At 45.9% G+C, this 14,252-nt stretch carries 12 protein-coding genes and 2 pseudogenes; 8 read left to right on the plus strand and 6 right to left on the minus strand.

Annotated features, from left to right (window positions below; translation table 11 throughout):
* From DP_RS18825 to DP_RS11295, 6 genes are all read left to right on the plus strand, one after another.
* On the plus strand, positions 1 to 123 hold the full coding sequence (locus DP_RS18825; protein ID WP_265588554.1) for a hypothetical protein: 123 nt from the start codon (positions 1 to 3) through the stop codon (positions 121 to 123).
* A gap of 842 nt (positions 124 to 965) precedes the next feature.
* On the plus strand, positions 966 to 1,550 hold the full coding sequence (gene hoxE, locus DP_RS11275; protein WP_011189449.1) for a bidirectional hydrogenase complex protein HoxE: 585 nt from the start codon (positions 966 to 968) through the stop codon (positions 1,548 to 1,550).
* The gene (locus DP_RS11280; RefSeq protein WP_011189450.1) at positions 1,534 to 3,186 is read left to right on the plus strand and encodes a NuoF family protein; all 1,653 of its coding nucleotides are present in this window, start codon (positions 1,534 to 1,536) and stop codon (positions 3,184 to 3,186) included. The genes hoxE and DP_RS11280 overlap by 17 nt, the downstream gene beginning before the upstream one ends.
* Positions 3,183 to 3,947 carry a bidirectional hydrogenase complex protein HoxU gene (gene hoxU, locus DP_RS11285; RefSeq protein ID WP_049785086.1) on the plus strand — a complete coding sequence of 255 codons (765 nt, stop codon included), beginning with the start codon at positions 3,183 to 3,185 and terminating at the stop codon, positions 3,945 to 3,947. Before DP_RS11280 ends, hoxU begins: the two co-directional genes overlap by 4 nt.
* Before the next feature lie 19 nt (positions 3,948 to 3,966).
* Entirely contained in the window at positions 3,967 to 4,500 is a 534-nt protein-coding gene (locus DP_RS11290; protein WP_041277924.1) for an NADH-quinone oxidoreductase subunit B family protein, read from the plus strand.
* Between the two features lie 25 nt (positions 4,501 to 4,525).
* Positions 4,526 to 5,941, plus strand: a complete 1,416-nt coding sequence (locus tag DP_RS11295; protein WP_011189453.1) for a Ni/Fe hydrogenase subunit alpha — start codon at positions 4,526 to 4,528, stop codon at positions 5,939 to 5,941.
* A gap of 321 nt (positions 5,942 to 6,262) precedes the next feature.
* On the opposite strand, the gene DP_RS11300 is transcribed toward DP_RS11295, so the two are convergent.
* Entirely contained in the window at positions 6,263 to 8,536 is a 2,274-nt protein-coding gene (locus DP_RS11300; protein WP_011189454.1) for a gluconeogenesis factor YvcK family protein, read from the minus strand.
* Positions 8,537 to 8,627: 91 nt separating this feature from the next.
* Positions 8,628 to 9,394 (minus strand): annotated as a pseudogene (gene kdsB, locus DP_RS11305) (3-deoxy-manno-octulosonate cytidylyltransferase).
* Between the two features lie 171 nt (positions 9,395 to 9,565).
* On the opposite strand from kdsB, the gene DP_RS11310 reads away from it, so the two are divergent.
* A complete protein-coding gene (locus DP_RS11310; protein WP_011189456.1) occupies positions 9,566 to 10,351 on the plus strand; it encodes a class I SAM-dependent methyltransferase in 786 nt (261 codons plus the stop codon).
* Here the strand turns inward: DP_RS11310 and DP_RS11315 are convergent.
* The 4 genes from DP_RS11315 to DP_RS11330 form a co-directional block, all read right to left on the minus strand.
* Positions 10,342 to 10,803, minus strand: a complete 462-nt coding sequence (locus DP_RS11315) for a 23S rRNA (pseudouridine(1915)-N(3))-methyltransferase RlmH (RefSeq protein ID WP_011189457.1) — start codon at positions 10,801 to 10,803, stop codon at positions 10,342 to 10,344. The two genes, DP_RS11310 and DP_RS11315, sit on opposite strands and share 10 nt — an antisense overlap.
* A 54-nt stretch (positions 10,804 to 10,857) precedes the next feature.
* Entirely contained in the window at positions 10,858 to 11,247 is a 390-nt protein-coding gene (locus tag DP_RS11320; RefSeq protein WP_011189458.1) for a YkgJ family cysteine cluster protein, read from the minus strand.
* A 72-nt stretch (positions 11,248 to 11,319) separates the two neighbouring features.
* Positions 11,320 to 11,892: a YqgE/AlgH family protein gene (locus tag DP_RS11325; protein WP_011189459.1), complete on the minus strand. Its 573-nt coding sequence runs from the start codon at positions 11,890 to 11,892 to the stop codon at positions 11,320 to 11,322.
* Positions 11,893 to 12,026: 134 nt separating this feature from the next.
* Positions 12,027 to 12,839 (minus strand): glycosyltransferase family 2 protein, encoded by an 813-nt coding sequence (locus tag DP_RS11330; protein ID WP_011189460.1) that lies wholly within the window; start codon positions 12,837 to 12,839, stop codon positions 12,027 to 12,029.
* Positions 12,840 to 13,196: 357 nt separating this feature from the next.
* On the opposite strand from DP_RS11330, the pseudogene rfbB reads away from it, so the two are divergent.
* Positions 13,197 to 14,252: pseudogene (gene rfbB, locus DP_RS11335) on the plus strand (dTDP-glucose 4,6-dehydratase).

Genomic DNA, 14,252 nt, shown 5'->3' on the forward strand with positions numbered 1-14,252 from the left:
ATGAATAAAGTCACCATTGGCGTTCTTTTCTGTCTGGTCAGCCTGATCCTTATGCATAATGGGCGAGCAGGCATTGGCATTCTCATCTTTTCAGCAGGGATTATCCTGATGAACAAAAAATAGCACTATTAAATGGTGCTATAACCGTTTAGGGAGAGCAGCATACTGATAATAGTGTATTATCGCCTGATTTGCGGGATATAGACGCGAGCGCCCTCTCTACGACAGAGGAAAAGTGCAGAGATAGGCACTATCTAGTTACTAATAGTGAGCTCTTTACCTGTCTAGTAAATGATCTTTTTGAATCCGGTATTCATACTCCATCATCGTACAGCCATTGCCGCCACTGCTCCACCAAAACGACCTGCCTACAGTATTCATAATTTCAACTTTCTCATATTTCTGTGGGAGAGTAATATAGAACTACATACTCTTTGAGAGAAGTTAATGGTTGGTTCCACCACTGATCAGGTTATCTGCAAAGCACCCTGTCCTGTCTTGGCGCTTCGACCAATGGAAAAACTAAATAAGTTATGGTCCTCAACAATAAAAACTTATCGCTGCCAATGTAAAACAAGCTCAAGAGAGACGCATTTGATCTTATTCCTGTATCTATGAATCAGGGAAGAACTTTGGCTTCGGGTCGTCTGTTCTTGTGATAGCCCAATTGAGATTATTTACCCTCTTACTTAAATCTGTATTTACGCTTTTATGCAAATACGTAAAACAATAGATTAACGGAAGGGGTTAAAACATTCAGACAAGACCATCCCTACCCACAAAAGTAGGTGGTTTTACCCCGCAGGTTTTCAGGGTGGCCGAATCAAATTTACGATAGAACCATGTGATGCCCGAGTATCTGTAGTGCAAAAAATAATCATAATATGATTGATTGTATTGGTATCATCGGCGGATAGAGCTATAATGAACCCGTAGCCATGCAGTGATACGATTCTTCTTTAAATTTGTTCGTTCATGCAAAGGCAAGTGATCAGCTTGCTAAGGAGGGGATTATGGTGCACAAAACTGATAAAATCTCACCGACCCAAGAAAACAGTGCCGCAGCAGCAGACCAAAATCACCAATGGCGAATGGTCGATCGAGCTATGCGCTCCAACGGTAATCGCCCCGAAGCTCTCATCGAAACCCTCCATACCGTCCAAAATACCTTTGGCTTCATAGATCGCGATGCCATGGAGTATGTGGCTAGTGGGTTGCATGTTCCCTTGAGCCAGGTGTATTCCGTAGCAACCTTTTATCATTATTTCACTTTGAAACCTCCGGGTGAGCACACTTGCGTCGTATGTACGGGAACTGCCTGCTATGTCAGCGGGTCATCTGCCCTGCTTGAGACTATTCATAACACTGTCGGTATTGATCCCGGTGAGACAAGCCAAGACGGCAAGGTCTCATTATTGACTACCCGCTGCCTTGGCTCGTGCGGTTTGGCTCCGGCTGCAGTATTTGACGGGCAGGTAGCTGGCAAGCTGCAATCGGCAACTATTGAAGAAAAAATGAGAGGATGGATGCGCCATGACCCTGACGCTTGAAGATCTTAACCATATCGCGGCCATAGAAAAAGAACACCAGCACAGTTTTCAACATCAGCTGAATATTTGTGTTGCTGCAGGTTGTCTCTCCTGCGGAAGCGGGGAGCTTAAAACAGCACTGCAAGAAGAGGTGGCTCGACGCGGGCTGGATAAACAGGTCTGCGTCAAAGGGGTTGGATGCCTTGGACTGTGTTCAGCTGGACCGCTTGTTGCCCTTGCCTCGAAGAATGTACTTTATCAGGGATGCGGCCCTGCTGATGTGGAGACAATCCTCGATGCTTTGGGGGGGGCACCTGCGAAGCATTTACTCTGTTCCAGTGATATTCCCTTTTTCAACAAGCAGCGCAAGGTTGTACTTGAGTACTGTGGTAAAATAGACCCTGAACGTATTGAGGAATATATCGCGGTAGGGGGGTACCAGTCCCTATATACTGCGTTGCGTCAAATGACGCCCAAGGAAGTTATCGATGAGGTCACCGCATCTGGCTTACGTGGTCGCGGTGGCGCTGGATATCCCACAGGCCTCAAATGGTCTACGGTGTCCAAAGCAATCAATGCCGTGAAGTATGTTGTTTGTAACGCAGATGAAGGCGACCCTGGTGCATTCATGGATCGAAGTGTCTTGGAAAGTGACCCCCACCGAGTGATCGAGGGCATGGCTATTGGTGCTTACGCTGTTGGTGCCAGGCAGGGAATTATTTATGTTCGAGCCGAGTATCCGCTGGCGGTAAAACGGCTACAAAAGGCCATTACCCAGGCTAAGCGCATAGGCATTTTGGGGAATGGTATTTTTAACAGCGACTTTCAATTTGATATTCAAATCAGGTTGGGGGCAGGCGCTTTTGTCTGCGGAGAAGAAACAGCGCTGATTGCCTCTATTGAAGGCCGAGTAGGAAAACCGTGTCCGCGCCCTCCTTATCCTGCCGAATCAGGGTTAAAACAATGTCCCACCTTAATCAATAATGTGGAAACCTTTGCCAATATTGCACCTATTATCCGCAATGGCGGTCAGTGGCTGGCCAGTATCGGCACCAGCAAGAGCAAAGGAACCAAGGTTTTTGCTCTTGCCGGTAAGGTGCAACAGAAGGGATTGATTGAAGTGGCCATGGGCACAACCCTGGGGGAGATTGTTTTTGATATCGGCGGTGGTATCGCTGATGGCGGTACATTCAAAGCCGTACAGACAGGCGGCCCCTCGGGTGGTTGTATTCCAAAGCAGTTTCTTGATATGGGGGTGGATTATGAGTCTCTTGCCAAGGTTGGCTCGATTATGGGGTCAGGAGGCATGATTGTTATGGATCAAGGCTCATGTATGGTGGATGTTGCCAGGTTTTTTGTTGAATTTTGTATGAGTGAATCGTGTGGGAAGTGTGTCCCCTGTCGGGTGGGGACCAGGCAGATGCATGATGTGCTGGGCAAGATCGCAAGCGGCCGGGGGGAGGCGTCTGATCTCACCTTGCTTGAAGAGTTGTGTGATTTGGTGAAAAATACCGCTCTGTGCGGTCTTGGCCAGGCATCGGTTAACCCGATATTGAGCACCCTATGCTACTTTAAAGATGAGTACCTGGCTCATATTGAGGAGAAGCGGTGTATTGCTCATTCCTGCACACTACCAGTAAACAAGGAGGGCAAATGAATCATCCTGCAGCCTCTTCAAATAGTGAAAAAAGTTCAGGCACTAGCCCGATTCATATCCTGACCTTTAAAATTAATGACAGGAATGTCAGCTCGCGTGAGGATGAGACTATCCTCTCGGTAGCTCGACAAAATGATATTGCAATACCAACGCTTTGCCATTTAGACGGCTTGTCTGAGTACGGTGGCTGCCGTTTATGCATCGTTGAAATCAAAGGCTGGGCAAAACTTGTCCCTTCCTGTATCACCTTTCCCCAGGAGGGGATGGAGATTATAACTCACTCCAAACGGGTGACAGAGTACAGAAAAAAGATAGTGGAACTTCTCTTTTCTGAACGTAATCATGTATGCGCGGTCTGTGTCTCTAATGGGAACTGCGAATTACAGGACCTTGCGGAGGAGCTTGGTCTAAGCCATATTCATTATGACTATCTCTATCCGCGTCTCGCGGTTGACGCCTCCCACGATCGTTTTATTATGGATCCAAACCGATGTGTACTGTGTCTGAGGTGCGTCAGAGTCTGTGATGAAGTCGAAGGTGCACATACCTGGGATGTAATGCATCGCGGTATCTTCTCTCAGGTGGTCGCCGACCTCAATCAACCCTGGGGCTCTTCCCAGACATGTACCAGCTGTGGAAAATGTGTGCAGGTCTGCCCCACCGGAGCACTATCGGAGAAGGGTAGATCCGTTGGCGAGATGGTTAAACGTCGAGATTTTTTGCCCCACCTCCAGACAATGCGAGGCAGAAACAAAGAATAAGGGACAGGGAGAAAGCATAATGAGCAAGATACGTATCGCAACAACTTGGCTTGATGGTTGCTCAGGCTGTCATATGTCTCTGTTGGATATTGATGAGCAGTTGGTGGACATAGCTGACCAGATAGAGCTTGTATACAGCCCCCTGGTGGATGCTCTTGAATTTCCCGAAGGTGTGGATGTTACCTTTGTAGAGGGAGCGGTGAGCAGTGTTGATGATGTTGCCAAGATACAGCTCATCCGCAGGCGTAGCAAGGTGCTGGTTGCCTTGGGCGACTGTGCCGTGACAGGCAATGTGCCTGCTATGAGAAATGAGTTCCAGGTGGAGGATATCCTGAATCGCGCGTTTATCGAAACAGCGGCATGTCAGGCTCAAATTCCAATGGACGGCGTTCCGCAACTCAATGCGCGTGTGGTGCCTATCCACGCCCATGTTGCAGTAGATCTTTTTCTCCCGGGCTGCCCACCGTCAAGTGATGCTATTTTTTTTCTGATTTCTGAGCTGTTACAGGGTCGGATTCCAGACCTTAAGGGTAGGAGTCGGTTCGGGGCTTAAGCAGAGGTAAAAAAGGGGAGAGGGGATGGGGAAGCAGATTGTTATTGAACCGGTGAGTCGCATTGAAGGCCATGGAAAAATCACTATTAACCTTGATGAGGAAGGCAAGGTTGCAGACGCCAGACTACACGTAACTCAGCTCCGAGGGTTTGAAAAGTTCTGCGAGGGAAGGCCCTATACCGAAATGGTATCTCTGACGGAGCGAATTTGCGGTATTTGCCCCATCAGTCATTCTCTTGCCTCATCCAAGACCTGCGACCAGATCATGGGGGTACGGGTTCCGGAAACCGCCACTAAATTGCGGCGATTACTTAATTGCGGAGAATTCATTCAGTCCCACAGTTTGAGCTTTTTTTATCTTTCGTCACCTGATCTGCTGCTGGGTATGGGATCAGATCCGGCTCAGCGCAATATATTCGGGGTGTTGAAGGCCAACCCTGCTTTTGCCATGGATGGTATTCGCTTACGAAAAATTGGCCAACAGATTATTCAATGGTTTGCCGGCAAGCGCATTCATCCATCCTGGGTGGTGCCGGGTGGCGTCAATGCCCCGCTGAGTGCAGAACATCGTGACAATATGCTCTCTGTGCTGCCCGAGGCCTTGGATATCATTGAACGAACGCTTACGTACTTCAGGCAATCCTTGCATAAGCACTATAAAGAGATAGAGACCTTTGCCAATTTCCCTACCTATTTTCTCGGGCTCGTCGACAGAGAGGGCAGGATGGAGCATGTTGAAGGCAAACTTCGCTTCATAGATGCGCAGGGGAATCTGGTTGCAGACCAGATTGATCCTGCCTGCTATCAGGATTATATTGCCGAGGCGGTTGAATCGTATTCCTACCTCAAATCACCCTACTATAAACCCCTGGGCTACCCTCAGGGTATATACCGGGTCGGGCCTGCGGCCAGGCTGAATGTCTGTGACGGTTGCGGTACGCCTCTGGCTGACCGAGAATGGGCAACATTCCGTAATTTGGGTAAGGGCCCGTTATTGAGCTCATTTTACAACCATTACGCCCGGCTTATTGAAATTCTCTACTGTATCGAGACATTGGATCAGTTGCTACGAGATCCTGATATCCTCAGCACGCACATACGTGCATATGCACAGCCAAACTTCAGTGAAGGGATAGGCGTTGTTGAAGCGCCTCGGGGGACCCTGTTTCACCATTATAATGTAGATGAAGATGGGCTGATGACAAAGGCCAATATGATTGTTGCCACCGGTAATAATAACCTGGCCATGAATAAGGGGGTGCTCCAGGTGGCAAAGCACTTCATCACAGGAGGAAAAATAACAGATTCGGCAATAAACCGAATACAGGCTGTGATCAGGGCTTTTGACCCCTGTTTGAGTTGCTCAACTCATGTTCTGGGACAAGAGGTACCTTTAATCCAACTCCTGGACGCAGACGGGCATGTGGTGGACGAGGTGTAAGAAAATAGATTCCATCTTCAATTCATATGGGAGGCATCACTTTGATAATAGAAAATAAAGTGCTCGCACCCGATTCCAGGGAATCATTAGACCCCCACACTTAAGTGAGTCAAAAGACCATTAAGAGAATAGGGCCTTTTGCACAAAAAAAACGGTCAGGTTTGAATTGCGGATCATAAAAAATAACAATTTATGAAGGCATCTATAATCATTAGAGTGGCCTAAGCTGTTACTCGTATATGCCACAGCACTAATTGCTTGAAATTGAACATATATTAAAACCTTGCTTACCCTTCATTCTCTTGAAAACGAAATGACGATTTAATCATCGTCATTTCGTTTTTTACAAAAAACAACCTCACGAAGAAAATCTATCATCCATCTCCGTTTTTCCAACATTTTCTTTTGGGCGGGAATTAAATTAGTTGAGGTGATCTTCATAATACTCATCTTATACTCAATGTGGCTGGCAAGACGGTTATCAATGTACCAGGCGTACATAAGCCCTAAGAGCAAACCAGGAGGTGTAAACATTTCGCCTGCATTGGTAAGCCTTGCATAGTTCAATTTGCTATCGCCTTCTGAATAGTTCATTCTGGCCAACAACAGCCATCGCTGCAACTCTCTATCACTAAAAAAGCAAACCCTCTCAGCAACAGGACGTAGACGCAAATGATAGACCTGTCCCAGTAGATCATCCCCTATAAAAAGATCCTCCATCTCCTTAGTCAGGGCATAGTTTCCTAAAAGGGCCTCGCCCAGGGCAATAAGAAATGCTAATTCAAAGGCCTTCTTACTTTCCAACTGGTCACTGCGAATTTTAATAAAACGATCCTTCGGATCATAAAAAGAAAAGACATTGTCCCATTTCTGATTTCTCCGCCAATCTTCCGGGGCAATGGCGCAAATACCAGAAAAATAGTCAAGATGGGCAAGGGGTATATCCGGATGTTGCCAAAGAATACTGTATAAATAATCTCTGACGGCAGAAGTTGAAAATTGCTCAACAACTATTTGCTCAATACGCTGCTGCAAACACCTGTAGCGTTGCGCGGGCAATAAACTGGTAGAGCATGAGGTATCAACAATGGCACAGTATTTCTGGCGAAAACCCTCTCGGATCGGCAAGTCAAAGAGGTGTCGTGTTGTATAGAGTACACGTACAGCCTCGGCAAGCATTCTGGGATCATGCTGAATAAAGCCCTGTCTCTGCAAAGCCACCCTTGAATAAACGCCACATTCAACAGGTTCATAGCCCATCTCCTTGACCACCTCGCGATCGAGATAAATGGGAACCTTACCCTCTACGGCATAATCCTGAAGAACAGAGGCCGGCACATCGTCAAGACTCAGACAGAGGATCTCCTCAAAAAGCCCCTTTGCCCCTCCCTGAATGTTATCCTCATAGGCGCGTAACATATCAGAAACACGAAACTTTCTGCTTGGATCAGAGATGCTTCGGTCGGTCTCCCCGGTTTGCACCCAAAGATTAGAGACAAGAAGCTTAAGGGCATGAGTATTTGCTCGTACGGCCTCGGCTATCTTGGCTACTTTAAGTACAGGAATTATAGAGGTATAAAGACTACCAGGAGCAAAGAGAAGCAGATCAGCATCGGCAATATTTGCCAGCACCTCTTCATAAACCATTGGGCTCCCGCTAAAATCAACGGCAACAGAATCAACAGGGTAACCTCTATTACTGGTGCTCATCTTAAATTCACCAGAAATTTCTACTCCATTTGTATAGAGGGCATGTAGTTGAGACGGAGTTGAAGTGCAGGGCAAAACAGCACCGCTACCTACCCCTATCATCTGCCCCACCTCCTCCAGAGCATCCTTAATGGCACCATGAATATGCTTTGAATTCTCCAAGAAAAAGAGATCCATCTCCACGTCCAGGCGACGATAAATAGCAGCAACAAGGAGCAGGTTGCCAAGGCAGTGAAATCTTTTTCTCACAGCAGCCAGACGATCATCTGTTAAGAGATGCTGATATAACCCCCGCAAATACCCCCCCAGAACGGGGGGAAACTGAGCAAAATTGAGCTCTTCCATCAACTCATCTGAATGAACTGAAAGGGCCAGACGATAATTAAAAACACGACTCAACCCAGCGGTCAGTGACTGACTTTCAACAGTGGAGAGTTGATAAAGGGCCTGTAGCTCTTTTAGTTGAACGGAAGAGAGCAGGACGTGGCGAATATCTCCCAGGGCAATCAGAGGAAGATCTTTAAGTAACTCTCCTGTAGACCCGCCATCATCGGTGACACAGACAACAGACTTCGTCCGGGGGAAAATCTCCTTAAGCCCCGTAAAGGAATCCTGCTGCCAGACAGGGAGACGACTACTGCCACCAACAATATTGGCAAGACCGGAGCCACCACCAAAAATTACAACCTTAGCATCCTTTACATCTATAGAGGCAAGCTCATCGTAAAGACGAGAAAGCTCTCGTGCCGTCTCAGTTTTAAGAGAAGGAGACACCCCCTCCATCATCAGATGCACAAGTTTTTCCTGTATATTTTCCTGCCCCAGGATATCTAAAGGTGAACGTTGTAAGTTATCTTGAACATTAGAAAAAAAACTCTGTGTCATAGAATATTCCAGTCATATGAGGGCAATTTATCCAGGGAACATTGTGGGCGTCACGACAGGAACCGTCACTGACACCCCAATAAAATAAAGCCTATGCCTGCTCCAGCTCCAGCAAATGCGCCTCAACCCGTTTTAGATCTTCTGGGGTGTCAACTTCAATAGAGTCGTGCTCTGTCACCGTCACTCGAATCCTGTATCCATATTCAAGGGCTCGAAGTTGTTCCAGTTTTTCAAATTTTTCCCACTCTCCCTCCGGTAAAGCCACATAGGACAATAAAAAACCTTTACGATAGGCATAAAAGCCAAGATGCTTATAATAGGTTGGAATACCATCCTCCTCGGGATTTCTCTGAAAGGGAATGGGCGAACGAGAGAAATAGAGGGCATTGCCATTTTTATCAAAAACTGTCTTTACATGATTGGGATCATTGATCTCTTCTGGACGAATAATCTTATAGATAAGTGTCGACATGGGAAGAGAGGGATCCTCTATAAGAGGGGCTGTCACCTGCTCTATAACGGCCTGGTCAAAAAGAGGTTGATCACCCTGAATATTCACCACCACATCATGTTCAGAAATACCGATCTTCTCAGCGGCCTCTGCCAGCCGATCTGAGCCGGAAACATGATCTGAACGAGTCATTACATACTCTGCGCCAAAGGAGGACACACAGTCAGCAATACGTTGGTCATCGGTTGCACCCCAACCCGAGAAACAATATCCACCTGCTGAGCGCGCTCCACAACATGTTGGATCATTGGTTTCCCTGCTATAAGGGCCAGAGGTTTACCACGAAAACGATTTGACTCATAACGGGCAGGGATAATCGCAATAACTTTTGTTTTATTATCTTGCATATAATTCACTATAATATATTGATAATGCGGTTGTTTATGGAGGCACTGCCCATAATGAGGACAGATACCCATGCACAAGAAAATCTTTCTTTTCCAGATGATTTACACTAACATGTAAAATCTTAGCTATTTTTTTATTTTTACTTCAAATACGCAGGTCAAGCAAATCCAATGTTACATAATATAACACTTTCTCTTGTACCAGAAATAATCACAGATAATATACTCATAAAAGCAAAAGAAATCGCCCAGTTTCTTAATATTCCCTTAAGCGACAGAAGAGAAGAGTATCCCCAGGCCCTTATTTGGGACAGAGATGGTCTCAGTCTCTGCAGTATATCTGCAAAGGATGGTTCTCATGCTAAATTACTCTATATCGATTTTATGGGTGGTAAAAATGGCTATCGGCATGCAAACGACTGCACCACAAGGCAACCAATTGCCAAGGCTGTTGGCATCAAGCCCGGTTTTCGCCCCACTGTTTTTGATGCAACTGCGGGGATGGGAGGAGATGGTTTTGTTCTTGCCTGCCTCGGTTGCAGGGTCACCCTCTGCGAGAGATCGCCCATAATGTATACCCTCTTGCAAGACGGTATTGAGCGGGCCAGACAGGATAGTGTTATGAATAAGATCATGGCAAACCTTGATCTTATTCATAACAACAGCAAGCAGTTCCTAGAAAACCATGGAACGAATTACCACACCATCTATATGGATCCCATGTACCCCCATAAAAAAAAATCGGCTCTTAATAAAAAAGAGATGCGGGTTATACGTGATCTTGTCGGTGATGATAATGACAGTGATAATCTACTGGAGACGGCGCTCACTGTTGCTGGGAACCGAGTGGTAGTCAAGCGTCCCAAAGGAGCGCCCTACATAGAAGAGAGAAAACCACACCATGAAATAACCATGAAAAACAGCAGATTTGATGTCTACTTAACCTCCTACTTATGATATTTTTCGCCGGCCTTTATGGTGTAGGCCCTATAGAGCTGCTCGACTAAGAGAAGACGAACCATATCGTGGGTAAAGGTCATTTTAGAAAAGGAGAGGCGCAGATCAGCCCTGGCAAGGAGACTGGGAGAAAGCCCTAAGGGACCACCGATAAGGTAGCAGACACTTCTGGTCCCAGTATTTTCCCAATTAATCACCTGCTCAGCAAGTCCCTCGGAACTGAGATTCTTGCCCTGAACATCAAGGGCAACCACAAAGGCGTTGGCAGGAACATTCGCCAGCAACAGCTCCCCCTCCTGCTCTGTGCTGAGCAAAGCACCTTTTTTACCCTTGCCCTTAAGATAGCGAAGTTCCACTTTAGTATAATGCTGCAAACGCTTCAAATATTCCTCTACGCCTTCGGCAATAAAAGAGTCCTTTATCTTACCGAGTAAGAGTATTTCGTGTTTCATAATTTTATTGTGATCTGAGAAAATAAGGCTATAAAAAAGCTAGATAGACAGTAGCTAGTTGGAAACAGAGGCAAGGTACTGGCGCAGCAGACCTGAAAAATCCGCATAGGAGTACTCTTTGTTAAGACCTGGACAAGACTCAGCGATGGTTATAAAATTTGCCTCATCGACAAGAATAGCTGGGTGCAAAGGCCATTGACGACATCTCCAAGGACGTCCCTCATGCACCTCACAGCCCTCTGAGCTAAAAAAAATACAGTGTCCATCAACTGTTTTCATTTGTACCTCACCAGCAGTCACACGCAGAAAACGTTCAAACATCTCTGAGCGTGATATACCAAGGGCACTCTGCATCCTTTCCTGGTCATCCTTATCAAGGGATACCGTAGACTCCCCCTGACAACAAAAGCCACATCTGGCGCATGCAAATATTTCTTCTCGCAAAGCTACTCACCCCACTATTTGATTTTTACTGAAGAACTCTTCATTAAACAGCAGGCTATCCTACACTAAAAATCAAGCATACCCAAGATTTTCATTAAAGGTGGTAATATCTATGCCATAGTAGGCGGCGGCAGCCTTCCATTTTTCTCCGTCTGGCAAATCAAATATCACCTGTTCATCACCCGGCACAACAAGCCAGCTATTATCCCGTAACTCCAACTCCAACTGCCCGGATTCCCAGCCGACATAACCGACCAAGAAGAGATAATTGCGGGAACTGTTCTCCCCTACAACCAATTCGAGTAACTCTTTTTCTCGACTGAGGGAAATATTATCGGTGATATCTATGTGATTACCCTCATAGGGATGGGATCGATAGAGAACAAAGGCAGCATCGAGGGAAACAGGTCCGCCAATATAAACGGAGGGAAGCTCTGCCCTGGAAACCTCCATACCCATTTCCCGCAAAACCTGGGCAAAGCTGAGATTACAATCTGGTTTATTTATAACAAGGCCCAAGGCCCCATTGCTGTTATGAGAACAGACATAGACCACCTGTCCCGCAAAACGAGAATCGGGCATCTGTAGAGTCGAAACAAGAAAATAGCCGGCAAGACTATTGGTGCTTTTGATAGTATTTCTCATAATAACCTGTAGGTGAATTTACTAAAACTTTTGGGTCATACTATCAAATTTCTCTTGGCATGGTCAAGCGGTAGCGTGCAATCACTGCCAAACATGGAGGGCAGAAGAAGAGGCATGTGAAAAATATTAAACAACTATTTCGGAACCTTCGGCGGAGCAAGATTATCGGGGGCATCGGCAGGAAGAAGAGATGTGCCATACTTCTCAACCTGATAGTATTCATGTAATTTTGCATATTTAAGAAATGCATAATGCGCCATAATAACAGAACCAATAAATCCAGCACTGCCATTGAGAAAACCACGCTTAAAAACATAGGACTGCAAAAAAGTCCAAGCAGGATAAAAGAGACACATTAAAAGGGGATGCTTCTTACCCTTTGCAACTTTCTCCTCCACCATTCCCGAAGAGTAGGCATTTATCCTTGCCTCCTTAGCATGAATATTCACCTCGCCATAGTGATAAAATGGATGGCGCATCTGCCCCACCGTGCCATGAACCTCAGGATCTGCATGCACGGCATCATCACTTAGGGCACCGGCAAGTCTGCGAAAAAGCCTTAACTGGTAGTTAAAACCGGAATATGGACTGCTCATTACCCAAAAAAGTTGCTCCTGACGAGGCAATTTATAACCATCATGGCCTGACTCAGTGGTGAGCATCCCCTGAATTTCTTTTGCCAATGCCGGAGTAACCTCCTCATCTGCATCGAGGAGCAATGCCCATTCACAGCTTATTTTTTCCAGGGCAGATTGCTTCTGTGGACCATATCCTAAAAATTCATGCTGAAATATTTTTGCCCCATAGGACTCCGCTATCGACACGGTGCTATCGGTACTGTACGAATCAAGAACAACAATTTCATCAGCCCACTGCACACTCTTCAGACAATTTGCCAACGTTTTTTCATTATTAAAAGTTGTTACAAAAGCAGATATTGTTTTCATTTTTTTGTTAAAAAATTTTGAAGGGAAACGATTAGATGAAGCCTTCCTCTATTGACTCCAACGGGAAAACAGATGAACAGTCAGGCAGATAAACTCCAGCAAAGAGGCTCTCCCTTTTAAGAGTTCAAATCTACCTAAAAAATATTTTTAACACAACTTCTTTAACCCCCAAAAAAAGAGAATAAGGGCAAGCTCATCCCAGATTTTTAAGGGGTAAAAATGTACCGCCAAGACTGCAAACATGTTATATTTAGCTATTTATAATCAAACTCAGAAAAAGTCTCTGATCCTAGCATGGAAATATGTTTAACCATAAGATACTCAACTCCGTGCCTTTCGCATAACAACAGATAAAACATGAAAATACTTATAACAGGCGGTGCGGGCTTTATTGGGTCGGCAGTTATACGCCATATTATTCAAAACACCAATGACAGTGTTATAAATCTTTGACAACTCACCTATGCCGGCAACCTAGAATCTCTCAGCGAGATAGAGAAAAGCCCTCGCTACTCCTTTGCCCAGGTTGACATATGAGAAGCCACCTCGCTGAACGATCTCTTTACAAAAACACAGCCTGATGCGGTGATGCACCTTGCCGCCGAGAGTCATGTGGACAGATCCATTGATGGACCAAAAGATTTTATTGAAACCAATATTGTCGGGACCTGCAACCTCTTAGAGGCGACACGACAGCATTGGCTGACACTGGCAATAGCCGATCGGAATAAATTTCGTTTTCACCATATCTCCACCGATGAAGTTTATGGGGACCTGAAAAAAGATGATCCCGCCTTCTGTGAAGATAACTCCTATGCGCCCAGCAGCCCCTATTCGGCCTCCAAGGCCTCAAGTGATCATCTGGTCCGTGCCTGGCATCGCACCTACGGGCTCCCAGTTGTAATCAGTAACTGTTCAAACAACTACGGACCATTTCAGTTCCCTGAAAAGCTCATCCCTCTGGTTATACTCAATGCCCTGGAGGGAAAGAAAATTCCTGTCTATGGCACCGGAGAACAGATTCGTGACTGGCTCTATGTGGAGGATCACGCTCGGGCTCTCTATGCCGTCCTCAGCAGGGGAAAAGTAGGGGATACCTACAATATTGGTGGTCATAATGAAAAAACTAATATTGAGGTCATAGAGACCATCTGTCAACTTTTACAGGAAATAATCCCAGGTAAATCTTCGAATTATTTGGATCTTATCTCTCATGTAGAGGACCGGCCAGGCCATGATCTCCGCTATGCCATCGATGCAACTAAAATCAGCACGGATTTAGACTGGCGCCCCCAGGAAACCTTTGAAACAGGTCTACGCAAGACCGTAACCTGGTACGTAAATAATAAAAAATGGTGGATGCGAGTTCTTGATGGATCCTATAATCGCAATCGTCTTGGCCTAAAAGGTTAA

It is taken from the genome of Desulfotalea psychrophila LSv54 (genome assembly GCF_000025945.1).
Lineage (GTDB): Bacteria > Desulfobacterota > Desulfobulbia > Desulfobulbales > Desulfocapsaceae > Desulfotalea > Desulfotalea psychrophila.